We start from the raw sequence: 20,680 nt of genomic DNA on the forward strand, positions 1-20,680 counted from the left end.
ACCACAAGACGAGCTCCTCGCCCAGGCGGGAGAGGTGGATGCCGAGCAGGGCGAGGTCGAAGAGGGCCTCGGCGACGAAGTCCCGGTCGGCCACGGCGTCGAGCGAGTTGGCGAAGCGGCCAGCGAACCCCAGCTCGGCGGCCACCCCGTCAGGGTCGAGGGGCAGCGAGGACCCCGCCAGGGCACCCGCCCCGAGCGGCGAGACGTTCAAGCGGTCCACCGTCTGGACCAGGCGTTCGAGGTCCCGGTCGAAGGCCCAGGCGTGGGCCAGCAGGTGGTGCGCCAGGAGCACCGGCTGGGCCCGCTGGAGGTGCGTGTAGCCGGGCAGGTAGGCATCGCCGGCCTCGGCTGCCCGCTCCGCCAGGACCCCCATGAGGGCCACGACGGCTTGGGCCACCTCGCCGAGGGCCTGGCGGCAGTAGAGCCGCAGGTCGGTGGCCACCTGGTCGTTGCGGCTGCGGCCGGTGTGGAGCTTCGCCCCGACGTCCCCGGCGATCTCGGTCACCCGTCGCTCGACGGCGGTGTGGATGTCCTCGTCGCCGGGTTGGAAGACGAAGTCGCCACTGGCGAGCTCGGCCTCGACCCGGTCGAGAGCGGCCAGGAGGATCGCGGCCTCCTCCTCGGCGAGCAGCCCGCTTCGGGCCAGGCCCCGGACGTGGGCCCGGGAGCCGATCAGGTCGTGGACCGCCAAGCGGCGATCGAAGCCGAGGCTGGCCGTGTAGGCCATGACCTCCTCGGCGGTCTGCCGGCCCAGCCGGCCTTCCCAGAGGGTCATTCCCCTGCTCCTCCCTCGACCGGCGCGTCCTCGGCGTCCTCCTCGGGGTCCAAACCGGCCAGCACCCGCAGGCGCCGACCCACGGTCGCCGCCCCGACAGCCTCCTCCACCACGACGAGCACCGTGTCGTCACCGGCGACCGTGCCCACCACCCCGACCAGGCCGCTGCGATCCAGGGCCGAGCCCACGACGTGCGCCGAGCCCGGCGGGGTCCGCACGACCACCAGGGGTCCGGACCAAGCCACGGCCACGGCCCACTCCCCGAGGACCCGCCGGAGGTGGTCCGGCGGCACGATCTGCTGGACCGGCAGCTCGGGCAGGGCGTAGGCGGTCTCGCCGCCGGCGACCCGGATCTTCACCGCCCCGAGCTCCTCGAGGTCACGGGAGACGGTGGCCTGGGTGGCCTTCACCCCCCGCTCCGCCAACAGGGCGACCAGCTGGGCCTGGCTGGCCACCCGCTCCCGCTCCAGCAACTGGGCCACCAGGTGCTGGCGCTGCTGCTTGGAGAGGCTCACGTCCCGACGGGACCGGCCGGCCCCGAGGCCCCCGGCGTCCCCCGAGCGTCGTCGGCCGCCCCGAAGAGCCAGGCCAGCAGGCCCCGCATGGCGTGCATGCGGTTCTCCGCCTGCCGCCAGACCAGGCTCCGTGGCCCCTCGAGCACCCCGGCGCTGATCTCCTCGCCGCGGTGGGCCGGCAGACAGTGCAGGACGACCGCCGCCGGGGCCACCCCGAGGAGGCGCTCGTCGACGGTGAACCCGGCGAAGGCCGCCCGCCGCAGCTCCGCCTCGTCCTCCTGGCCCATGGAGGTCCACACGTCGGTGTAGATGGCGTCGGCCCCGCAGACCGCTTCCTCCGGGTCGTTCCCGACCTCGACCTCGCCCCCCGCCCGGCCGATCCGGGCCAGGTCGTCGGGGTCAGGCCCGTAGCCCTCGGGCGAGGCAGTCCGCAGGCGCACCCCGCTCATGGCGCAGGCCAGGGCCAAGGACCGCCAGACGTTGTTCGCGTCCCCCACGTAGGCCACCGTCGCCCCGGCCAGGCCGCCGAGGTGCTGGCGAAGGGTCAGCAGGTCGGCCAACGCCTGGGTCGGGTGGGCCAGGTCCGAGAGCAGGTTCACCACCGGGACGTTGCGCTCGGCGTCGTCGAGGGCCCGGGCCATGCGGGCCAGGGTCTGGTGCTCGGCCACCCGGGCGCAGACCGCGGCGTGGTAGCAGGCCAGGGTGCGGGCCACGTCCTCGGCGCTCTCCCGCCGGTCGATCCCGACCTCCTCGGCCCCGATGGTCACCGGGTGGCCCCCCAAGGCCACGACCGCCATCTCGGCGGCATTCCGGGTCCGGGCCGAGGGGCGCTGGAAGACGAGGGCGACGCCCTGGCCGGCCAGGACGGGGGGAAGGGAGGACGGGGGTCGCTCGGCCAGGTCCAAGATGGCGGTCAGCTCCTCGCAGGACAGGTCGTCGACGTCGAGGACGTGCCGGGTCCCGCGCGGGGTCACGATCCTCCCCCCGTGCGCTCCAGGACCCCGCCGAGGATCCCAAGGGCCTCGTCGACCTCGGCCTCGCTCACCAGGAGGGGCGGGGCCAGCCGCAGGGTGTCGGGACGAGGAGCGTTCACCACCAGGCCGGCCCGAAGCGCCTCGGTCGTCACCGCCTTCGCCCGCGGCTCCTCGAGCCCCACGCCGAGCAGCAGCCCCTTGCCCCGCACCTCGGCCACCCCGGGGAGTCCGCGCAGGCCCTCCCGCAGCCGTCGGCCGGCCCGCTCGGCCCGTTCGGGCGCTCCCAGCTCGACCATGGTCTGGAGGGTAGCCCGCGCCGCCGCGGCGGCCAGCGGCTGGCCCCCGAAGGTCGTGCCGTGGTCACCCGGCTCGAACGCCTCGGCCACCTCCCGCCGGGCCCAGCACGCGCCGATCGGCGCCCCGTTGCCGAGGGCCTTCGCCACGGTCACGACGTCGGGCTCGACCCCCTCGTGCTGGAAGGCGAACCACCGCCCGGTGCGACCCAGGCCGGTCTGGACCTCGTCCACCATGAGCAGGGCCCCGGCCTCCCGGCAGCGCTCGGCCACGGCCCGGAGGTAGCCGGGCCGGGGCTCGACCACCCCGGCCTCGCCCTGGATGGCCTCCAGGAGCACCGCCCCGACCTGCCCGTCGCCCATGGCGTCCTCGAGGCTCGGCAGGTCGTCGTAGGGCACCTGGCGGAAACCCCCCGGCAGGGGGGCGAAGGGGGCTTGCTTCTCGGGTTGCCCCGTGGCCGCCAGCGCCCCGAGGGTCCGGCCGTGGAAGGAGCCGACGGCGCTCACCACCACCGGCCGTCCTGGGCGGGCTCGGCGCGCCAGCTTGATGGCCGCCTCGTTCGCCTCGGCCCCGGAGTTGCAGAAGAAGACCAGGCCGCCAGCCGGCTGGCCGTCCCCGACCAGGTCGTCGAGCAGCCCGGCGACCTCCTCCCCGAGGGTCGTCCGGAAGAGGTTCGAGACGTGCAGCAGGGTCCGGGCCTGGCTGGCCAGGGCCTCGGCCACCGCCGGGTGGGCGTGGCCGAGGGAGACCACCGCGATGCCGCTCAGGAAGTCCAGGTAGCGCCGCCCGGTGTCGTCGTAGAGCTCGCAACCTCGACCCCGGACGAAGGTCACCGGCGCCGGGGCGTAGGTCGGCATGAGCCGGCTCGGCCGGTCGGTCATCGTGTCTCCTCCCCGGACGCACCGACGCCGGGCTCGGCGGTCACCATGGTGCCGACCCCGGCGTCGGTGAAGACCTCCAGCAGCAATGCGTGGGGCACCCGCCCGTCGAGGATGTGGGCCTGGCGCACCCCGTGGCGCACGGCGTGGGCGCAGGCCCGCACCTTCGGCACCATGCCGCCCCGGGCCGCGCCCTCAGCCACGAGCCGGTCCAGGTCCTCGGGCCGGCACTGGGCCAGGACGCTGCCGGGGTCCTCCGGGTCGGCCCGCAGACCGGCGACGTCCGTGAGGTAGACGAGCTTGGTCGCCTCGAGGGCCTCGGCCAGGGCCCCTGCCACGGTGTCGGCATTGATGTTGTAGGCCTGCCCGGCCGGGTCGGCCCCGATGGTGGCCACCACCGGGATCAGGCCCTGGGCCAGGAGCCGTTGCAGGATCGTGGGATCGACCGCCGCCACGTCGCCCACGTAGCCCAGGGACTCGTCCCGGGCCGCGGCCTGGATGAGGTTGGCGTCCTCGCCCGAGAGGCCCACCGCCAGGGGCCCGTGGACGTTGATGGCCGAGACCAGGTCCCGGTTCACCTTGCCGACCAGGACCATCCGGGCGATCTCGAGGGTCTCGGCGTCGGTGACCCGCAGGCCGTCCCGGAACTCGGGCTCCTTGCCCAACCGGGCCATGAGCTCGCCGATCTGGGGGCCGCCCCCGTGGACCACCACCGGCAGCATGCCGACCGAGCGCATGAGGACCACGTCCTCGGCGAACGAGGCCCGGGCGGCCGCCTCCCCGCCGGTGCCCTCGGCCCCGAGGGCGTTGCCCCCGTACTTCACCACGACCACCGCCCCCCAGAACCGACGGATGTAGGGCAGGGCCTCCACCAGCACCGCCGCCTTCTCGGCGGCGCCTGGCACCGCCGCGCCCCGCGGCAGGGACCCGGGCCGGCGGGGATCGGGCGTGACCTGGTCGACCCCGGGGGCGCTCACGAGGTCCTCCGGTTCTCGGCCAGGTAGCCCTCGCTCAGATCCGTGGTCAGCACCGCCGCCCGGCCGGTTCCCAAGCCGAGATCGCAGGTGATCTCCACCTCCCGGCCGGCCAGGTGGGCGGCCACCGCCTCGGTGTCGTGGGGCACCGCCACCCCCGCCCGGCAGACCTCGACGCCGCCATAGGCCACGCGCACCCGGTCCAGCTCGAAGGCCACCTGGGCCGCCCCGAGCTCGCTCACCACCCGGCCCCAGTAGGGGTCGGCGCCGTTCAAGGAGCACTGGACGAGCTGGGACTCGGCCACCTTCCGGGCGGCCCGGTGGGCCTCCTCGTCGTCGAGGGCGCCCTCGACCCGCACCACCGCCACCTTCGTGCCCCCCTCGGCGTCCTGGGCCATCTGCCGGGCCAGCCGGCCGCAGGCGTCGGTGAGGGCCGCGGCGAGGGCGTCGGCCGAGGGTCGCCGGCCACTGGCCCCGCTGGCCAGGACCAGCACGGTGTCGTTCGTCGAGGTGGCCCCGTCGACGCTCAGGCGATTGAAGGTCGGCTCGATGGCCTGTCGGAGCGCCGCCTGGAGCACCGCCGGCTCGACCACCGCGTCGGTGGTCAGCACCGCCAGCATCGTGGCCATCCGCGGCGAGAGCATGGCCGCGCCCTTGGCCATGCCGCCGACCGTCCACCCCTCGCCCTCGACCGCCACCTCCTTCGGGACCGTGTCGGTCGTCATGATCGCCCGGGCTGCCAGCTCGGCCTGCTCCCGCCCGGGGCCCCGTCCGGCGACCAGGGCTGGCAGACGAGGACGGACGACCTCCAGGGGGAACGGGAACCCGATGAGACCGGTCTGACAGATCAGGACCGCCTCGGCCGCGATTCCCTCATCGGGCCGGAGCAGCCGGGCCACCTCCCCGCAGAGCGCCTCGCACGCCGCCACCCCCGCCGGGCCGGTCGCGGCGTTGGCGTTCCCGCTCGTCAGGAGGACCGCCGCCGCCCGCTGGCCGCTAGCGGCCAGGTGCCGGCGGGACACCTGGACGGGCGCCGCCGCAGCCTTGTTCGTGGTGAAGACCCCGGCAGCCGGCACCGCCGCGCCGTCGGCCGTCGCCACCAGGGCCAGGTCCAGCTTCCCCTCGGGCTTGATGCCCCCGGCCCCGCCGCTGGCGACGAAACCGGCCGGTCGGGTCACGCTCACGGGTACACCCCCACGCCGCTCAAGCCGGTCGTCTCCGGCGCTCCAAGGGCCACGTTCGCCGCCTGGACCGCTTGGCCCGACGCCCCCCGCACGAGGTTGTCGATGGCCGCCAGCACCACCAGCCAGCCGGTTCGCTCGTCCACTCGGGCCGAGAGGTGCACGGCGTTCGAGCCGAGGGTGGCCTTCGTGGTCGGCAGCCGTTCGTCCACCACCACGAAGGGCTCACCCCGGTAGCGCTCCGCCAGGAGGGCCAGGGCGCCGGCGGTGTCGAGGGTCCGTTCGGGCCCCAGGCGGGCGTAGCAGGTCGCCAGGATGCCCCGGGTCATGGGGGCCAGGTGGGGGACGAAGAGGACCCGGGCCCCGCTCTCCTGCTCGATCTCGGGGGTGTGCCGGTGCCGGGGCAGGCCATAGGCGCTGAACGTCCCGTCGACGGTGGCGAACTGGGTGGCCTCCCCGCCGCCGCTCCCCGCGCCCGAGACCCCGCTGGCCGCGTCCACCAGGCAGTCCTCGGGCACCACCACCCCGGCGTCCACGAAGGGACGCAGGGCCAGCGCCGCCGCCGTCGGGTAGCAACCCGGCGCAGCCACCAGCGTGGCCCCGGCCAGCTCGGCCCGGTGCAGCTCCGGCAAGCCGTAGACGAACCGGCCGAGCAGCTCCGGGGCCCGGTGCGGGCCGCCGTACCAGGCCTCGTAGACGGCCGGGTCCTTCAGGCGGAAGTCGGCGGCCAGGTCCACCACCAGGCCCACCCGTCCCACCAGGGACGGGACGACCTCCTGGGACTGCCCGTGGGGCAGGCAGAAGAAGACGAGGTCCAAGCCGTCGAGCCCCCCGGGGTCGAGGGCCTCGAACCGCAGGGTCGGGTAGGCGGCGGCCAGCGACGGCACCCGGTCGGCCACCGCCTGGCCGGCGTGCTGCTGGGCCGTCACCACCCGGACCGACCAGGCCGGCTGGAGGGTCGCCAGCCGCAACAGCTCCATGCCGGTGAAGCCCGATCCCCCGACGATCCCGACGTTCATGTCGCATATCTATCACATTCAACGCATGAGCATGCAATCAGCCTCGCCACGTGTTGCATTTTCAGTGTGTTCTGTTATGCTTCGGTCATGCCCGATCCCCTGCCTCCGGCGGCTCCGCTCGGCACCCCGCTGGCGGTCGATCTCCTCCTGGCCGTCCCCGAGCTCGCCCCCGCCTACCTCGAGCAGGTGGCCAGCACCGACGAGGAGCCCGACGAGGCGACCCTCCTCGAGCTGCTGGCCGAGCTCCTCGACGCCCTCCTGGGATCCCCGCAGACGGCCGCCGGCCCAGACCCGGCAGAAGGGACAGAAGGGACCCGCCCGCCCTCGGTCGTCGCCCACGCCGCCCTCGGATGCCTCGAGGCCGCCCTCGAGCGAGACCCGGACCTCGCCGACGCGGTCAGCTGGTCGTTCCTCGACGGCCTCTCCCCGCAGCTGCGCCGAGGTCTCCGACCCGACTTCGGCCCCCGGCTCCGGCGCTGCGACGAGGAGGCGTGAGGCCCCGGGCCCGGTTGCCCTCAGCCCGCCGCACCCTCGCCGAGCAGCTCGTCCAGGAGCTCCTCCGGATCGCAGCGCACGACCAGGTCGGCCACGGCGGCCGGCCGGAGGAAGCCTTCGGCGACGACCGTCTGGAGGAACCCCCGCAGACCGTCGTAGAACCCTCCGACGTCCAACAGTCCCACCGGCTTGCCGTGGAGCCCGAGCTGCGCCCAGGTGAGGACCTCGAAGAGCTCCTCCAGGGTGCCGATCCCCCCGGGCAGGGCCACGAAGGCGTCGGCCAGGGCAGCCATGCGGGCCTTGCGCTGGTGCATGTCGGCCACCACCTCGAGCTCGCCCACACCGGGATGACCGAGCTCCTTCGCCAGGAGGTGCTCCGGGATCACCCCCAGCACCTCGCCCCCCGCCTCCAGGGCCGCGTCGGCCAGGGCACCCATGAGCCCCACTCGGGCACCCCCGTAGACCAGCCGGCACCCCCGGCGGGCCAGGGCGCGCCCGACGGTCCGGGCCGCCTCCCGGTACGCCGGCCGCCGACCGGCGCTCGAGCCGCAGAACACGGTGACGCTCGGCACCCGCCCAGTCTGCCCGAGGGCCCCCCGGGACCGGCTCAGCCCTCGAGCAGGGCCCGGGCCACGTGGGTCACCTGGACCTCGTCGGTCCCGGCGTAGATCTGGAACACCTTGGCGTCCCGGGCCAGCTGCTCGACCCGGGAACTGGCCAGGTAGCCCGAGCCGCCCATGAGCTGCACGGCCTCCAGGCTCACCTCGACGGCGGCCCGGGCGGCGTAGAGCTTCATGGCCGAGGCCTCGGCCAAACTGAGCGGCCGGCCGGCCGCGTCGGCCGCCAGGGCCCGCAGGACCAGGTTCTCGACGTTCAGCCGGGCCACCTCCATCATCGCCAGCTTCAGCTGGACCAGCTGCAGCTGGCCGATGGGCCGCTCCCAGAGGGTCCGCTCCTTGGCGAAGGCCACGCTGCGCTCCAGGCAGCGCTCGATGACCCCGAGGGCCATGGCCGCCACCCCGGCCCGCTCGGCCGTGAAGTTCTCCTTCGCACTCTCCCGCCCGGCCGGCGCCGCCAGGGCCGCCGGACCGCCGAGGAGCCGGTCCATGCCGACCCGGACGTCGCTCAGGAACAGCTCACCGGTCGGCGAGGAGTGCAGGCCCATCTTCCGCAGCGGCGGCGACTGCGCCAAGCCGGCCATGCCCCGGTCCAGGACGAAGGTCAGCACCGGCCGCTGCCGGGGCGGGACGCCGCTGCCGTCGTCCAGCTTGGCGTAGAGCACGATGGTGTCGGCGTGGGGGCCGTTCGTGATGAAGGTCTTCGAGCCGTTCAGCACGAAGCCGTCCCCGTCGGGCCGGGCCGTGGTCCGCATGCCGCCCAGGGCGTCGGAGCCCGAGTCCGGCTCGGTGATGGCCCAGGCCCCGACCTTCTCGAAGGTGGCCAGGTCCCGGCCCCAGCGCTCGACCTGCTCGGCCGTGCCCGACCGCAGGATGGTCCCGGCGGCCAGGCCCAGGCTCACCCCCATGGCGGTCACGATCCCCGGACAGACCCGGGAGAGCTCGATCACCGGCACCAGGGCAAAGGCCAGGCCGCCGGCTGCGGGCTGCCCGGCCCCCTCCTCGGCCCCCTGCCCCGCCGCCGCGCCGGCCTCGGCCGCCCGCCGGCGCGCCACCAGCCGGTCGACCCGCTGGCGGGCCAGCTCGTCCAGGCCGAAGGTCCGGACGAGCTTCCGGATGACCCCGTAGGGCGGCAGGTCCCCGTGCTCGAGCTCGTCCACCAGCGGCTCGACCTCCGCCTCCACGAAGGCCCGGACCGCCTTGCGCAGCGCCAGGTGCTCCTCCGACCAGCCTTCCATCGCCCCTCCTCGACCCCGATCTCGACTGATCAGTCAGTCCATGCAGGAGTCTGCCAGATCGAGCCGGCAGCCGCCCGGCGTCGGGGACGGCGGCGGTCCTCGTCAGGGGGCCCACTCCAGACGCCAGGCCCCCGGCACCATCCAGAGCCGCTGCCGGGGACCGGGCTGGTCCAAGGACCCGCCCCGGTAGGCGGCGTCGCCCTCCCAGAGGGCCAGGCGGGTCTCCCCCACCTGGAGGATCCGGGTGGTGAAGCTGCCCGGCGCTCGGCCCGCGAAGGTCTCGAGGGCACGGCGGGCACTCGCCGGGGGCGGGCCGTCGCCGCCGCCGACCTGCCAGAGGGTCAGCCAGGTCGGCGGGGCCAGGGCCAGTTCGCCCCGGTCGTGGGCGGCCAGGGCCTCGCGGGGGGCCAGCCAACGGTGCGCCACGAGCTCCTGGCCGTCGACCGCCACCTGCTGGGGAGCCCGGCCGACCGCGTCCGGGGCGAGCTCGGCCACGAAGAACCAGGTCTGGAAGCGCCGAGGGGCTTCGGGTGGCGGGGTCCAGCGCGCCAAGGGCACGAGGTCGGCAGCGCCGAGGACCAGCCCGGTCTCCTCGGCCACCTCCCGCACCGCCGCCCGCCGGGCAGCGGCCAGCTCGTCGCCCGGGGCCCCGGGGTCGGCGTCGGTCGGCTCGACCTGGCCGCCGGGGAACGCCCAGAGGCCCCCGAAGGCTCCCGCCTCGCCCCGCCGGACCAGCAGCACCTCGATCCCCTCGGCCTCGTCGTCGGCCCGGTCCCGCAGGACCACCACGGTGGCCGCCGGCCGGAGCACCGCCGGGACGCCGAGGGACCGCCCCGCGGGGCTCACCGCCAGGTCCTCACGGCACCCGGGGATGCCGGTCCCCCCAGGGCAGGGCCCCCTCGAGCTGGGCGGCCACCTGCAGCAGCCGGGCCTCCCCGAAGGGCGGGCCGACCAGCTGAACCCCGACGGGCAGCCCCGAGGGGGCCTGATGGAGGGGCAGGCTCATCGCCGGCTGGCCGGTCAGGTTCCAGGGCACCGTGAAGGCCACCATGGCCAGCACCGTCGGGGCCGGGCCCTCGCTCGCCTCCGCCTCGGCCAGCACGGCCCCCGCCTCAGGGGGCTCGATGGTCATGGTCGGGGTGACCAGCAGGTCCACCTGCTCGAGGAACCGCCGCACCATCCCCCGGGTGCCCCGCCGGAGCTGCCGCAGCGAGCTGACCAGGGTCACGCTGTCCACCGCCCGCCCCGCCGCCAGGCCCCGCTGGTTGTGGGGCTCGACCCGGCTCCAGTCCAGGTCCTCGTAGTCTCCGTAGGCGGCGTTCACCACCTGCAGGAACGGCTCCACCAGGGACAGGTCCAGGGGATCGGCCACCTCCTCGACCCGGTGCCCCAGCTCCTCGAGAGCCCGGGCGGCCCGTTCGGCCGCCTCCCGGCACGCCGGGGCGAGGGGCAGCCCGAGCGCCGAGCTGGTCACGAGCCCGACCCGCAACGAGCCCGGGTCCTGGCCGGGCTCCTCGACGAAGGGCCGCGGGGGCGGCGGAGCCCACTCCCAGACCGTGGGGTCGGGGGCCGAGATGACGTCGAGGACCAGCGCGGCGTCCTCGACCGTGTGGACCAGCGCCCCCTCGACCGAACAGCCCAGCCACCCCGGGGTCACGCTCGGCACCCGCGAGCGGCTGGGCTTCAGGCCCACCAGCCCGCAGCAGCTGGCCGGGATCCGGATCGAGCCCCCGCCGTCGTTCGCGTGGGCCACGGCCACCATGCCGGCGGCCACCGCCGCCGCCGAGCCCCCGCTCGACCCGCCCGGGGTCCGGCTCGGGTCCCAGGGGTTCCGGGTCACGCCGTAGCGCCGGTTCTCGGTCACCGGCAGCGGGCCGAGCTCCGGGGTGTTCGTCCGGCCGCAGAGCACCGCGCCGGCCCGCCGGAAGGCCGCCACCACCAGCTCGTCCTCCTCCGCGGGGCCCTCGGGCGCGCCGGCCGAGCCGTAGGTGGCCGGCTGTCCCGCCGCCTTCGTCAGGTCCTTCACCAGCAGCGGCACCCCGGCCAACGGCCCCGGGTCCTCGCCGGCCCGGAGCCGCTCCTCGACCGCCCGGGCGGCCGCCCGGGCTGCGTCGTCGTCCCGCCAGACCACCGCCCCGAGGGCCGGGTTCAGGCGGTCCATCCGGGCCAGGGTCTCCTCCAGCACCTCGCTCGGCTGCAGCTCCTTGCGGCGCAGCGACGCCGCCAAGGGGGCCAGGCTCCAGAACGGCTCCATGCCCCATGCCTAGCGCAAGCGGGCCCCCAGCCGCTCGGCCACCTCGATGCACGCCACCCGCCAGGCCGCCACCTCCTCGTCCCGCAGGGTCCGCTCCGGGGAGCGGAACCGCAGCCGGAACGCCAGGCTCCGCTCGTCCTCCCCCAGCGGCGGGCCCTGGTAGACGTCGAAGAGGGCCACCGCCTCCAGGCTCTCCCCCGCGGCCTCCTCGGCAGCCTGCTGGAGCGCCTGGCGAAGCCGCTCGGCGGCCAGCTCGGGGCCGACCACGAAGGCCAGGTCCACGTCGCTGGCCGGGAAACGGCTGGCGGGGACCAGCTGGTCGGCCCGGTGGGGCTGGGCCCGCAGCACCCCCAGGTCGAGCTCCAGCCACCCGACCCGCTGTCCGCCCACCCCGAAGGCCGCCAGGACCGCCGGATCCACCTCGCCGAGCGCCCCCAGCACGGCGCCGTCGGCGCCCGTCAGCCAGGCGCTCCGGGTCGGGTGCAGGCCCGGCACGACCGCCGCCGGGCCGAACCCGGCCTGCGCCAGGGTCACCCCGACGACCCGGGTCGCCTCGGCCAGCACCGTCCAGCACAGCGCGGCGGCCCGGGCGTCGTCGCCGGGGTCGGCCAGGGCCACGGCCAGGACCTCCCGCTCCTCGAGCACCGAACGCTCCGGGTCCCGCCCCTCGAGGACCTCGGCCACTCGGGCCGGGTCCGGCTCGGGGAACACCCGTCCCAGCTCGAAGAGCCGCAGGCCCTCCAGCTGCCGGCCCCGGTTGAACGCCAGTGCCCGCAACAGGCCCGGGCGCAGGCTCCGCCGGAGGACCGACTCCTCGGGCGTGAGCGGGTTCGCCACCACCACCCCGCCGGGGCCGAGCCCGGCGAGCTCGTCGTCGCCGGGCCGCAGCAGCGACGGCGTCCAGGCCTCCTCGCAGCCCAGTCCGCAGAGGGCCTCCCGGAGGACCCGCCGCAGCCGCTGGGTCGCCCCGAGCCGCCCGACCTGGTCCGGCCGGAACCGCCGCCGGGGCAACCGGCGGTAGCCGTAGAGGCGGGCCACCTCCTCCACCACGTCGATCTCCCGGGAGGCGTCGGGCCGGAACGACGGCACCGTCACCACCAGCTCCTCGCCGCTCGCTCCCGGCTCGCTCGCAAACCCCAAGGGGTCCAGGAGGGCCCGGACCTCGGTCGCCTCGAAGCTCGTGCCCAGCACCCCGTTCAACCGGCCCAGCCGCAGCCGCACCGGCCGGGGCCCCGGAGGGTTCCCGACCACGTCCAGGGGGTCGGGCGCCACCCGCAGCTCGGGCACCGACCAGCCGAGCACCGTCACCAGCCGGCCGACCGCCCGCTCGATCCCCGCGGGGTCACAGCCCCGCTCGAAGCGCACTGACGCCTCGCTCCGCAGGGCCAGCCGGGCCGAGGTCCGGGCCACGGCCATCGGGTCGAAGTAGGCGGCCTCCAGGAGCACCCGGCGGGTCCCCGGCCCGATCTGGCTGCTGGCCCCGCCCATCACCCCGGCCACCCCGACGGGCCGGTCCTCGGCGTCGCAGATCACGCAGTCCCGCCGGTCGTCCGCCGGCGCCACCTGCCGGGCCCCGAGCCGCCGGACCTGGCCGTCGAGGGTCACCACCTCCTCCCCGGGCCGCCCGGCCCGCACCCGCAGGCCCGGCCCAGCCAGGGCGTCAAGGTCGTAGGGGTGGGTCGGCTGGCCCAGCTCCAGCATGACGTAGTTCGAGGCGTCCACGACGTTGTCGATCGCCCGCATGCCGGCCAGGCGCAGCCGCCGGGCCACCAGGGCCGGGGAGGGCCGGACGGTCACCTCGGTCAGCACCCAGGCGGTGAACCGGGGACAGAGGTCCGGGTCCTCCACCACCACGCTGCACAGCTCCCCGGTCGGGACCGGGCCGAGGGTCGCAGCCGACACCTCGGGCAGCCGGAGCGGCTGGCCCCAGCGGGCCGCCAGGTCCCGGGCGATGCCCACGATGCTCAAGGCGTCCGGCCGGTTCGTCTCGACCGCCACGTCCAGCACCACGTCCGGCCCTTCCCCCAGGGCCTCGGCCAGGGGCTGGCCCGGCTGCAGGTCCCCGGTCCCCCCGAGCGAACCCCGGCCGTTCCGACCGCCCAGGATCAGCAGGCCGCTCTGGTCCTCCCCGAGCCCGAGCTCCCGGGCCGAGCAGAGCATGCCGGCCGACTCCACCCCCCGCAGCCGCCGCCGCTCGATCCGCACCCCCCCGGGCAGCACTGTGCCGGGGGGAGCCAGGGCCACCAGGTCGCCCTCGGCGAAGTTCCACGCCCCGCAGACCACCTGCACCCGGCCCGACCCGGCGTCCACCTCGACCCGCCGGATCCGGTCCGCCCCCGGGATGGCGTCGATGGCCAGCACCTCGGCCACCACCACCTGCTCCAGGCCCACCCCGGTCTCCTCGACCCCCTCGACCACCAGGCCCAGGTCGTCCAGGGTCCGGGCCACCTCCCGCCAGTCCTCCGGCAGGGCGACGAAGTCGGCCAGCCACGACAAGGGCACCCGCACGGGCCGTCCTCCTGGTCCCCTCAGGGCTGCCGCAGCAGCCGCAGGTCGTTGTCGAGCAGGACTCGCATGTCGGCGATCCCGTGCCGCATCTGGGCCAGGCGGTCGATGCCGAAGCCGAAGGCGAAGCCCTGGGCCGCCTCGGGGTCCACCCCGGCGGCCTCCAGCACCGCGGGGTCCACCATCCCGCAGCCCCCCAGCTCGACCCAGCCGGTCTGCGAACAGGTCCGGCAGCCGGCCCCCTCGCAGATCGTGCAGGTGATCTCGAACTCCGCCGAAGGCTCGGTGAACGGGAAGAACGCCGGTCGAAGGCGGGCCGCGATCCGCGGCCCGAAGTAGGCCTGGGTGAAGGCCTCGATCGTCCCCGCCAGGTCCCCGAAGGTCACCCCCTGCCCGACCACCAGGCCCTCGACCTGGTGGAAGGTCGGCAGGTGCCGGGCGTCGGGGGTGTCCCGCCGGTAGCAGCGCCCAGGGATCACCACCGCCAGGGGCAGCGGCCGGGAACGCAGCAGCCGGACCTGCACCGGGGAGGTGTGGGTGCGCAGCAGCACCGCCCCCGGGGGCGCCCCGGCCACCTCCAGGTAGAACGTGTCGAACATGCCCCGGGCAGGGTGGCCGGGGGGCATGTGGAGCGCCTCGAAGTTGAACCAGTCGGTCTCCACCTCCGGCCCCTCGGCCACCTCGAAGCCCAGGCCCACGAAGACCTCCTCGAGTTCTTCCCGGGTCCGCTCCACCAGGTGCCGATGGCCCCGTCCCGCCACCCCGAGCATCGCGGGCGACCGCGCCCCCAGGGCCGCGGCGCCCACGGCGGCCAGGACCTCGCTCAGGTCCAGCCGCTCGGCTGCCACCTGGGCCTCACGCTCCGCCGCCGCCACCTGGGCCCGCCGCTCGGCCAGGGCCGCCTCGACCCTCGTCCGGGCCTCGTGCAGCGCCTGACCGACCGCCCGCCGCTCGGCCGCGTCCAAGCTGCCCAGCCGCCGATGCGCCTGGGCCAGGGCCGAGGCCTTGCCCGTCAGCGCCTGCGCCAGCCCTTCCAGGGCGGCCAGGCTCGTTGCGCTGTCGATCCTCGCCAGCGCCCCGGCCGTCCAGCCCGCCGGGTCGACCGCCGGATCCGCCAAGGGGCCCTCCTGGCCCTCGGCGTCGCCGCCCGCCTCCCCTACCATCGGCCGCCCGGCCCCTTCGACCCCTCGCCTGCCCTCGGCACGTCGGGCAGGTTAGATCGTTGGCGCACCGCCTCGAACAGGAGCACCGCGGCGGCCGACGCCAGGTTCAGCGACTCCACCGCCCCTGGCATGGGCACGCTCACCTGCTCGTCGCACGCCCCGGCCACGGCCGGGTCCAGCCCGGCCGCCTCGTTCCCCAGCACCAGGGCCACCGGACGGGCCAGGTCCACCTCGGTGTGCGGCTGGCCACCCCGCGCCACCGCGGCCAGGACCCGAGTACCCCCGGCCCGCAGCCCGGCCAGCGCCTCGAGGGCTGGTCCGCAGAGCACCGGCACGACCAGCACCGCTCCTGCCGAGGCCCGCACGGTCTTCGGGTTGAAGGGGTCCACGCTCTCCTCCCCGAACACCACCAGGTCGGCCCCGGCTGCCGCCGCGTTCCGCACCACCGTCCCGGCGTTCCCCGGGTCCCGGGCCCCCGCCAGGACCACCGCCAGGCTGGCCCGCCCGAGCGACGCCCACGACGGCCGCGGCTGGCGCACCACCGCCAGCACCGGCTGGGGGGTCACCGTGTCCGCCACCCGCTCCAGGACCCCCGGCGCCAGCTCGAAGACCCGCGCCCCGCCGGCCGCCGCCTGCTCGGCCAGCACCTGCACCCGCTCCGGTGCCCCCGGCGCCAGGTATACGCCCTCGACCTCGGCGCCCGCCGCCAGCGCCGCGGCCAGCACGCTCGGGCCTTCGACCACGAAGACCCCCTCGGCTCGTCGCACGCTCCGCCGGGCCAGCAGCCGCCGGAGCCGCTGGACCCGCTGGTGGCGCAGCCCCAGCCCTGGGCTCAGCCGACCCCCTCGCCCTCGCGGGGCGCCTCGGCCGCCAACGCCGACGACGCCACCGCGGCCAGCCGCCCGAAGGCCTGCTCGTCGTGGACCGCCAGGTCGGCCAAGACCTTCCGGTCGACCGCCACCCCGGCCAGCTTCAGCCCGGCCACGAAGCGGCTGTAGCTCAGCCCGTGCGCCCGGGCCGCCGCGTTGATCCGCTGGATCCACAGCCGCCGGAAGTCGCCCTTGCGGGCCCGCCGGTCCCGGTAGGCGTACTGCAAGGCGTGCATCACCGCCTCGTTCGCCGCCTTGAACGTCCGGCTCCGGTTGCCGTAGTACCCCTGGGCCTGCTCCAGGATCGCCCGATGGTGCTTCCGGCCGTGCAGCGACCGCTTCACCCTGGCCATCGCCAGCTCCTTTCTCCCACGCCGACCCTGCGGCGCCCACGACGACACCCACGGCGCCGCCCCATCCTCGCGTGCCCCGCCCGTCCCCCCGGGATCCCCCCGGCGGGACCGGCGGGCCCGGTCACCGTCCCAGCATCCGCCGGACCGCTCGCAGGTCCGCCGGCGCCACCTCCACCTCGCCGGCCAACCGCCGCGTCCGGCGCGTCGGCTTCTTCTCGAGCAGGTGCGACCGCATGGCCTGCCGGCGCCGCAGCCGGCCCGTCCCCGTCACCTTGAACCGCTTCGCTGCCCCGCGGTCGGTCTTCATCTTCGGCATGCCCGTCTCTCCCTGCTCCCGGCCGGCGCTCGCGCCCCGGCCCGTTCCAGCCGGCGCTCCCGCTCCGGCTCAGCCCGCCGTCGGCGAGCCCGTCCCGTTCCCGTCCGCCGCACCCGGGCCGCCGCCGGCCGCCGGCTCCGGGCCGGCCCCTGCGGACTCGCCGGCACCCTCGCCGCCGTCCCGGGCCGCCTTCGCCGCCGCGGCCTGCCGGGCCCGCTTGTCCGGCGCCAGCACCATCACCATGTTCCGCCCGTCCAACCGGGCCTCGGTCTCGACCCGGGCCAACCCGTCCACCTGCTCGGCCACCCGGTCCAGGATCCGCTTGCCCAGCTCCGGGTGGAAGACCTCCCGGCCCCGGAACATGATCGTCACCTTCACCTTGTGGCCCTCGCTCAAGAAGCGCTGCACCTGGCGGGTCTTGGTCTCGAAGTCGCCCGGCCCGATCTTCGGCCGGTACTTCATCTCCTTGATCCCGGTCGTGACCGCCTTGCGCCGCGACTCCCGGGCCCGCTGGGCCGCATCGAACTTGAACTTCCCGTAGTCCATGATGCGGCACACCGGCGGATTGGCCTGGGCAGCGACCTCGACCAGGTCCAGGTCCATCTGCCGGGCAATGGCCAGGGCCTCGGGCAGCGGCTTGATCCCGAGCTGCCGCCCGTCCGGGGCGACCAGCCGGACCTCCCGAGCCCGGATCCGCTCGTTGATCCGAGGCTCACTCGTCGTCGGGGCGGTGGCGATGCGGCATCCCTCCCATCGTTCCTGGCCCGGAACCGCTCCGGGCCGCCGTGGGAAGCTGGGGCCGCCGCCTCGGCCCCAGGGGCCGATGCACCGTGACCCGGCGCACCCTCCGGTGGCCGGGTGGGGGAGCCTGGCGCGGCACCCCACTTCCCGTCTGTCCGAGGCGCCTAGGGTAGCAGCTGTGAGCAGCCTCTGGACCCCCGACGGGGAACGACCGGTCGGTCAGGCCCCAGGCCCGGCCCCCGCTCGCCCTGAAACCGGCTCGCCGAGCCGCACCCAGCCGGGAGCGGACCACGAGGCCCTGGCCGAGCTTCGCCGCCAGCTCCTCGCCACCCCCGCTGCCGTGGTCGTCGCCAACCACGCCTACGGCCTCTTCGAGCTCGCCGCCCTCCACCTCTCCGCGACGCCGCCCCGCCTCGACGAGGCCCGCCTCGCGGTCGACGCCCTCGGCGGCCTCGTCGACGCCGTGGCCGACCGCCTCGGCGACGCCCGGGAGTCCCTCGTCGACGCCCTCGCCCAGATCCGTCTCGCCTACGTCCAGATCGCCGGGGCCCACCAGGCCGGGGCCCACCAGGCCGGGGCCCACCAGACCGGGGCCCAGCAGGCCGGGGCCGGCGAGGTCAGCCGACCCGAGCCGAGCTGAGCGGCTCGAAGGGGAACCCGTCCGTGGCCAGCTCCACCCCGTCGAAGCCCACCAGGTAGGCCTCGTAGCCCGGCAGCTGACCGACGGAGGCCAGGGCCGCCTCGCCCCCCACCACCAGGCCCGTGGCCAGGGCGTCGGCCAGGGCCAGGCTGGGGCCCACCACCGTCGCCTGGGCCACCTTCCCTCGGGTCCGCTCGCCGGTGCCGGGATCGACGAAGTGCGCGCCCCGGGCGCTGCTCCCCGAGGTGGCGATGGCCCGACGGACCCGCACCACGCACGCCAGGGCACCTGGCCGGAACGGATGGGCCACCCCGAAGCGCACCCCCGGCCGCCCCCCCGGCCCCCAGCCCGGGCCGAGGGCGGCCCAGGCCTCGTTCGCTCCGCCGGGCGGCCCCAGCACCACCGCGTCCCCACCGGCGTTCACCACCGCGGCCCGGACCCCGGCGGCCACCAGTGGGCCCAGGGCCCGCTCGACCGCCCAGCCTTTCACCAGCCCTGTCGGGTCCACCCCGCCGGGCAGCGCCCAGGGATCGAACCAGCCCCCGCTCAGCTGCCGGGCCGCCAGGCACAGCTCGAGGACCGCGGCGAGCTCGCCCGCGACCTCGTCCGGCAGCTCGTCCAGGTCGCTGGCCCCCCGCCGGAACCGGCTCAAGGGGCTCTGCGGCCGCCACGTCGAGAACCGCTCGTCGACCTCCCGCAGCAGCTCGCCCGCCGCCACCACCGCACGGGCCGCCTCGGCCTCTCCTCCCGGCCCCGGGCGGAGCGCGAACGAGACCACCGTGCCCATCACCGCCACCGTCTCCCGCCACCAGCCGTCACGGGCGCCTGGCCGATCCGGGCTCGGCGCGCCAGCCGCGGTCACCTTGCGCTCCGATCGATGGCGCTCTGGACCGAGGCGGCGTACGCCTGGCTCGTGAAGGTAGCCCCCGACACCCCGGCGATCTGGGCACTCTGGGCGTCGAGGACCTCCTGGCGCAGCTGCGGCACCGCCGCGTCGGCGATCTGCTGGGAGAGCGACTCGGCGACCTGCAGGCTCGCCACCGACACGTTCGTGATCCGCCGACCGCTGAACGTCACGTCGACCGAGAGCGCCCCGTAGCCGTAGTCCTCCACCGCACCCTGCACCGTCACCGTGCCGCTGGCGCCGCTGCCGCTCGAGCCGGTGCTCCCCGACCCGGCGGAGCTCGCGCTGCCCGAGCTGCCGCCCCCAGAAGCCGACGAACCGGCTCCGTTCCCGCTCGAGCCCTGGCTCGCGGATTGTCCGGCACCCGACCCGCTCGTCGCACCCGTGCCCGGCCGGGCCTGCTGCACCGAGCCCTGGGGAGTCCGGTAGGTGAGCACGCCGATCACCCCGGCGACCGTGCCCACCAGCACGAGGGGGCCACGCCAGCTCATAGCGCGTAAGCCTCCCCGTGGAAGCTGGCCCCCGGCACCCCCAGGCGCCGGCAGGTTCGCCGCAGCTCCGCCACCAGGCTCGGCGGCCCGCTCACGTACACGTCCCGCTGCCCGAGGTCCGGGACCAGCCGCAGCAGGGCACCCCGATCCAGGCGGACCCGATCCCGCGGGCCCACCAGCCGGTGCACCCGCCCCCCCGCCCGGGCGGCCAGGCTCTCCACCTCGTCGGCCAGGGCCAGGTCCTCGGCCCGCCGGGCCCGCAGCAGGACCACCGGCTCGCTCCCCGGCGGCAGGTCCTCCAGCAGGCTCCGGACGGCGGTCACACCGATCCCCCCGGCGACCAGCAGGACTCGGGGCCGGCGCCGATGCTCGGCCGTGAAGGCCCCGTAGGGCCCCTCGAACACCACCGGCGTGCCGGGCCGCAACCGGGCAACGGCGGCCGAGTGGTCCCCCACCGCCCGCACCGTGATCCGAAGGTACGGCGGTCGGGGGAGGGCCGAGAGGGTGTAGGGGTGCGCCTGCCACCACAGGCCACGTGCCAGAAAGCGCCACAGCACCACCTGGCCGCCGGCCACCGGCAGGCGGTCCAGCCGACGGCCCCGCAACACCACCGAGGTCACGCCCGGCGCCTCCTCATGGACCTCGACCACCCGCAGCTGATGCCGGAGGCTCCGCGCCAGGGGCAGGCCGAACCGGGAGACCAGCACCACCCCGGCGGTGGCCGCCCAGACCGCCGCCCAGACCGCTTGCGTGACGGGATGGCCCACGAAGTTCGGCCCGAGGACCACGGCGTGGGCGAACGACAGGGCCAGGGCCAGGTACAGGTACAGGTGCAGCGCCCACCAGGTCTCCCGCCGCAGCCGTCGCCGGATGGCCCGCACCGAGACCACCCCGATCACCACCATGATGGCCAGCCCGACCGTGGCCGCCAGCACGTCGGGGTAGTCCAGGACCACGGACCGCACCGCCGCCCCGAAGCCGCTCTTCGCAGCCTGGGCCTCCCCGACCGTGACCAGCACGGCGTGGGCCACGAGCAGCAGGATCGGCCACGGCGCGAGCAGCCGGTGCCACCGCAGCAGGCGGTCGAAGCCCACGGCCCGCTCCACCGCCGGGAGCCGACTGGCGAGCAGCACCATGAGCATCGCCAGGTAGGTGCCGACCAACCCGGTGACCGTCCCCGCCAGCAGCGCCTCGCCGCCCTGGGCCGCCACCTCGGCGGGCGGCAGGCTGGTCAGCCCCAAGGCCACCACCCAGGCAAAGCCGCCGAGGGCCGCCACCAGGGCCAAGCGAGGGACGAGCGGGTTCGGCGGCGTCGGGGCTCGGCGCGCCGCCGGCCGTTGGGCGGCTGCGCCCCAGCTGGCCCGGCTGGACCGGGCGGGGTTGGCCCCACCCTCCCGCCGGGCACGACGAATCGCAGTCGAGCTCATGCCAGCAGCCTGCGGGAGCTCCCTGACGGCAGCATGAGGCCCACCTGTGGAACGGCT

Annotated in this window: 22 protein-coding genes (1 of these 22 only partly in view); 2 read left to right on the top strand and 20 right to left on the bottom strand. The window is 75.9% G+C overall.

What is annotated here, in order from left to right:
- The 7 genes in view from argH to argC are tightly spaced (at most 50 nt apart) and all read right to left on the bottom strand, a layout consistent with a single transcriptional unit that may run on beyond the window.
- A protein-coding gene (gene argH, locus Acit_RS07655) for an argininosuccinate lyase (protein WP_248107660.1) crosses the window boundary here: on the bottom strand, positions 1–775 show its 5' portion. Its footprint begins 671 nt before the window's first position; the window shows 775 of its 1,446 coding nt (coding positions 1–775); its start codon is at positions 773–775; its stop codon lies off the left edge, out of view.
- Complete coding sequence (gene argR, locus Acit_RS07660) at positions 772–1,290, bottom strand: arginine repressor (RefSeq protein ID WP_248107662.1); 519 nt, start codon at positions 1,288–1,290, stop codon at positions 772–774. The genes argH and argR overlap by 4 nt, the downstream gene beginning before the upstream one ends.
- On the bottom strand, positions 1,287–2,264 hold the full coding sequence (gene argF, locus Acit_RS07665) for an ornithine carbamoyltransferase (RefSeq protein WP_248107664.1): 978 nt from the start codon (positions 2,262–2,264) through the stop codon (positions 1,287–1,289). The genes argR and argF overlap by 4 nt, the downstream gene beginning before the upstream one ends.
- Entirely contained in the window at positions 2,261–3,439 is a 1,179-nt protein-coding gene (locus tag Acit_RS07670; RefSeq protein WP_248107666.1) for an acetylornithine transaminase, read from the bottom strand. Before Acit_RS07670 ends, argF begins: the two co-directional genes overlap by 4 nt.
- Entirely contained in the window at positions 3,436–4,359 is a 924-nt protein-coding gene (gene argB / locus Acit_RS07675) for an acetylglutamate kinase (RefSeq protein ID WP_282436565.1), read from the bottom strand. The genes Acit_RS07670 and argB overlap by 4 nt, the downstream gene beginning before the upstream one ends.
- Before the next feature lie 50 nt (positions 4,360–4,409).
- Entirely contained in the window at positions 4,410–5,594 is a 1,185-nt protein-coding gene (gene argJ / locus Acit_RS07680) for a bifunctional glutamate N-acetyltransferase/amino-acid acetyltransferase ArgJ (RefSeq protein WP_248107671.1), read from the bottom strand.
- Positions 5,591–6,610: an N-acetyl-gamma-glutamyl-phosphate reductase gene (gene argC / locus Acit_RS07685; RefSeq protein WP_248107674.1), complete on the bottom strand. Its 1,020-nt coding sequence runs from the start codon at positions 6,608–6,610 to the stop codon at positions 5,591–5,593. The genes argJ and argC overlap by 4 nt, the downstream gene beginning before the upstream one ends.
- Before the next feature lie 87 nt (positions 6,611–6,697).
- Between argC and Acit_RS07690 the strand changes: the two genes are divergently transcribed.
- On the top strand, positions 6,698–7,105 hold the full coding sequence (locus Acit_RS07690; RefSeq protein WP_248107676.1) for a hypothetical protein: 408 nt from the start codon (positions 6,698–6,700) through the stop codon (positions 7,103–7,105).
- A gap of 20 nt (positions 7,106–7,125) precedes the next feature.
- Here Acit_RS07690 and Acit_RS07695 read toward each other — a convergent pair whose 3' ends face one another.
- The 10 genes from Acit_RS07695 to infC form a co-directional block, all read right to left on the bottom strand.
- Positions 7,126–7,677: an LOG family protein gene (locus Acit_RS07695; protein ID WP_248107678.1), complete on the bottom strand. Its 552-nt coding sequence runs from the start codon at positions 7,675–7,677 to the stop codon at positions 7,126–7,128.
- Between the two features lie 35 nt (positions 7,678–7,712).
- On the bottom strand, positions 7,713–8,960 hold the full coding sequence (locus Acit_RS07700) for an acyl-CoA dehydrogenase family protein (RefSeq protein ID WP_248107681.1): 1,248 nt from the start codon (positions 8,958–8,960) through the stop codon (positions 7,713–7,715).
- A gap of 102 nt (positions 8,961–9,062) precedes the next feature.
- The gene (locus Acit_RS07705) at positions 9,063–9,806 is read right to left on the bottom strand and encodes an NUDIX hydrolase (protein ID WP_248107684.1); all 744 of its coding nucleotides are present in this window, start codon (positions 9,804–9,806) and stop codon (positions 9,063–9,065) included.
- Positions 9,807–9,816: 10 nt separating this feature from the next.
- On the bottom strand, positions 9,817–11,214 hold the full coding sequence (locus Acit_RS07710) for an amidase (RefSeq protein WP_248107687.1): 1,398 nt from the start codon (positions 11,212–11,214) through the stop codon (positions 9,817–9,819).
- A 9-nt stretch (positions 11,215–11,223) separates the two neighbouring features.
- Entirely contained in the window at positions 11,224–13,722 is a 2,499-nt protein-coding gene (pheT, locus tag Acit_RS07715; RefSeq protein WP_248107697.1) for a phenylalanine--tRNA ligase subunit beta, read from the bottom strand.
- 20 nt (positions 13,723–13,742) lie between these two features.
- The gene (pheS, locus tag Acit_RS07720) at positions 13,743–14,882 is read right to left on the bottom strand and encodes a phenylalanine--tRNA ligase subunit alpha (RefSeq protein WP_248107700.1); all 1,140 of its coding nucleotides are present in this window, start codon (positions 14,880–14,882) and stop codon (positions 13,743–13,745) included.
- The gene (locus Acit_RS07725; protein WP_376746035.1) at positions 14,876–15,718 is read right to left on the bottom strand and encodes a TrmH family RNA methyltransferase; all 843 of its coding nucleotides are present in this window, start codon (positions 15,716–15,718) and stop codon (positions 14,876–14,878) included. The genes pheS and Acit_RS07725 overlap by 7 nt, the downstream gene beginning before the upstream one ends.
- Positions 15,715–16,104 carry a 50S ribosomal protein L20 gene (gene rplT / locus Acit_RS07730; protein ID WP_248107705.1) on the bottom strand — a complete coding sequence of 130 codons (390 nt, stop codon included), beginning with the start codon at positions 16,102–16,104 and terminating at the stop codon, positions 15,715–15,717. Before rplT ends, Acit_RS07725 begins: the two co-directional genes overlap by 4 nt.
- Before the next feature lie 121 nt (positions 16,105–16,225).
- Positions 16,226–16,420 (bottom strand): 50S ribosomal protein L35, encoded by a 195-nt coding sequence (gene rpmI / locus Acit_RS07735; RefSeq protein WP_248107708.1) that lies wholly within the window; start codon positions 16,418–16,420, stop codon positions 16,226–16,228.
- 69 nt (positions 16,421–16,489) lie between these two features.
- On the bottom strand, positions 16,490–17,125 hold the full coding sequence (infC, locus tag Acit_RS07740) for a translation initiation factor IF-3 (RefSeq protein WP_248107839.1): 636 nt from the start codon (positions 17,123–17,125) through the stop codon (positions 16,490–16,492).
- Between the two features lie 214 nt (positions 17,126–17,339).
- On the opposite strand from infC, the gene Acit_RS07745 reads away from it, so the two are divergent.
- Positions 17,340–17,801: a hypothetical protein gene (locus Acit_RS07745; protein ID WP_248107718.1), complete on the top strand. Its 462-nt coding sequence runs from the start codon at positions 17,340–17,342 to the stop codon at positions 17,799–17,801.
- Here Acit_RS07745 and Acit_RS07750 read toward each other — a convergent pair.
- From Acit_RS07750 to Acit_RS07760, 3 genes are read right to left on the bottom strand one after another with little or no spacing between them, the layout of a single operon-like run.
- Positions 17,779–18,663: an FAD:protein FMN transferase gene (locus tag Acit_RS07750; RefSeq protein ID WP_248107720.1), complete on the bottom strand. Its 885-nt coding sequence runs from the start codon at positions 18,661–18,663 to the stop codon at positions 17,779–17,781. The genes Acit_RS07745 and Acit_RS07750 overlap by 23 nt on opposite strands.
- Positions 18,660–19,196: an FMN-binding protein gene (locus Acit_RS07755; RefSeq protein WP_248107722.1), complete on the bottom strand. Its 537-nt coding sequence runs from the start codon at positions 19,194–19,196 to the stop codon at positions 18,660–18,662. Before Acit_RS07755 ends, Acit_RS07750 begins: the two co-directional genes overlap by 4 nt.
- A complete protein-coding gene (locus Acit_RS07760; RefSeq protein WP_248107724.1) occupies positions 19,193–20,623 on the bottom strand; it encodes a ferredoxin reductase family protein in 1,431 nt (476 codons plus the stop codon). Before Acit_RS07760 ends, Acit_RS07755 begins: the two co-directional genes overlap by 4 nt.
- Positions 20,624–20,680 lie beyond the last annotated feature (57 nt).

The sequence above is a fragment of the Aciditerrimonas ferrireducens genome, from assembly GCF_023130475.1.
Lineage (GTDB): Bacteria > Actinomycetota > Acidimicrobiia > Acidimicrobiales > UBA8190 > Aciditerrimonas > Aciditerrimonas ferrireducens.

What these genes read in the sequence shown, in the direction of transcription:
- Acit_RS07670 (WP_248107666.1), bottom strand. Translation starts at nt 3,439, where the DNA reads ATGACCGACCGGCCGAGCCGGCTCATGCCGACCTACGCCCCGGCGCCG.
- argC (WP_248107674.1), bottom strand. Translation starts at nt 6,610, where the DNA reads ATGAACGTCGGGATCGTCGGGGGATCGGGCTTCACCGGCATGGAGCTG.
- Acit_RS07690 (WP_248107676.1), top strand. Translation starts at nt 6,698, where the DNA reads ATGCCCGATCCCCTGCCTCCGGCGGCTCCGCTCGGCACCCCGCTGGCG.
- Acit_RS07700 (WP_248107681.1), bottom strand. Translation starts at nt 8,960, where the DNA reads ATGGAAGGCTGGTCGGAGGAGCACCTGGCGCTGCGCAAGGCGGTCCGG.
- Acit_RS07710 (WP_248107687.1), bottom strand. Translation starts at nt 11,214, where the DNA reads ATGGAGCCGTTCTGGAGCCTGGCCCCCTTGGCGGCGTCGCTGCGCCGC.
- pheS (WP_248107700.1), bottom strand. Translation starts at nt 14,882, where the DNA reads ATGGTAGGGGAGGCGGGCGGCGACGCCGAGGGCCAGGAGGGCCCCTTG.
- rplT (WP_248107705.1), bottom strand. Translation starts at nt 16,104, where the DNA reads ATGGCCAGGGTGAAGCGGTCGCTGCACGGCCGGAAGCACCATCGGGCG.
- rpmI (WP_248107708.1), bottom strand. Translation starts at nt 16,420, where the DNA reads ATGCCGAAGATGAAGACCGACCGCGGGGCAGCGAAGCGGTTCAAGGTG.
- Acit_RS07755 (WP_248107722.1), bottom strand. Translation starts at nt 19,196, where the DNA reads ATGAGCTGGCGTGGCCCCCTCGTGCTGGTGGGCACGGTCGCCGGGGTG.
- Acit_RS07760 (WP_248107724.1), bottom strand. Translation starts at nt 20,623, where the DNA reads ATGAGCTCGACTGCGATTCGTCGTGCCCGGCGGGAGGGTGGGGCCAAC.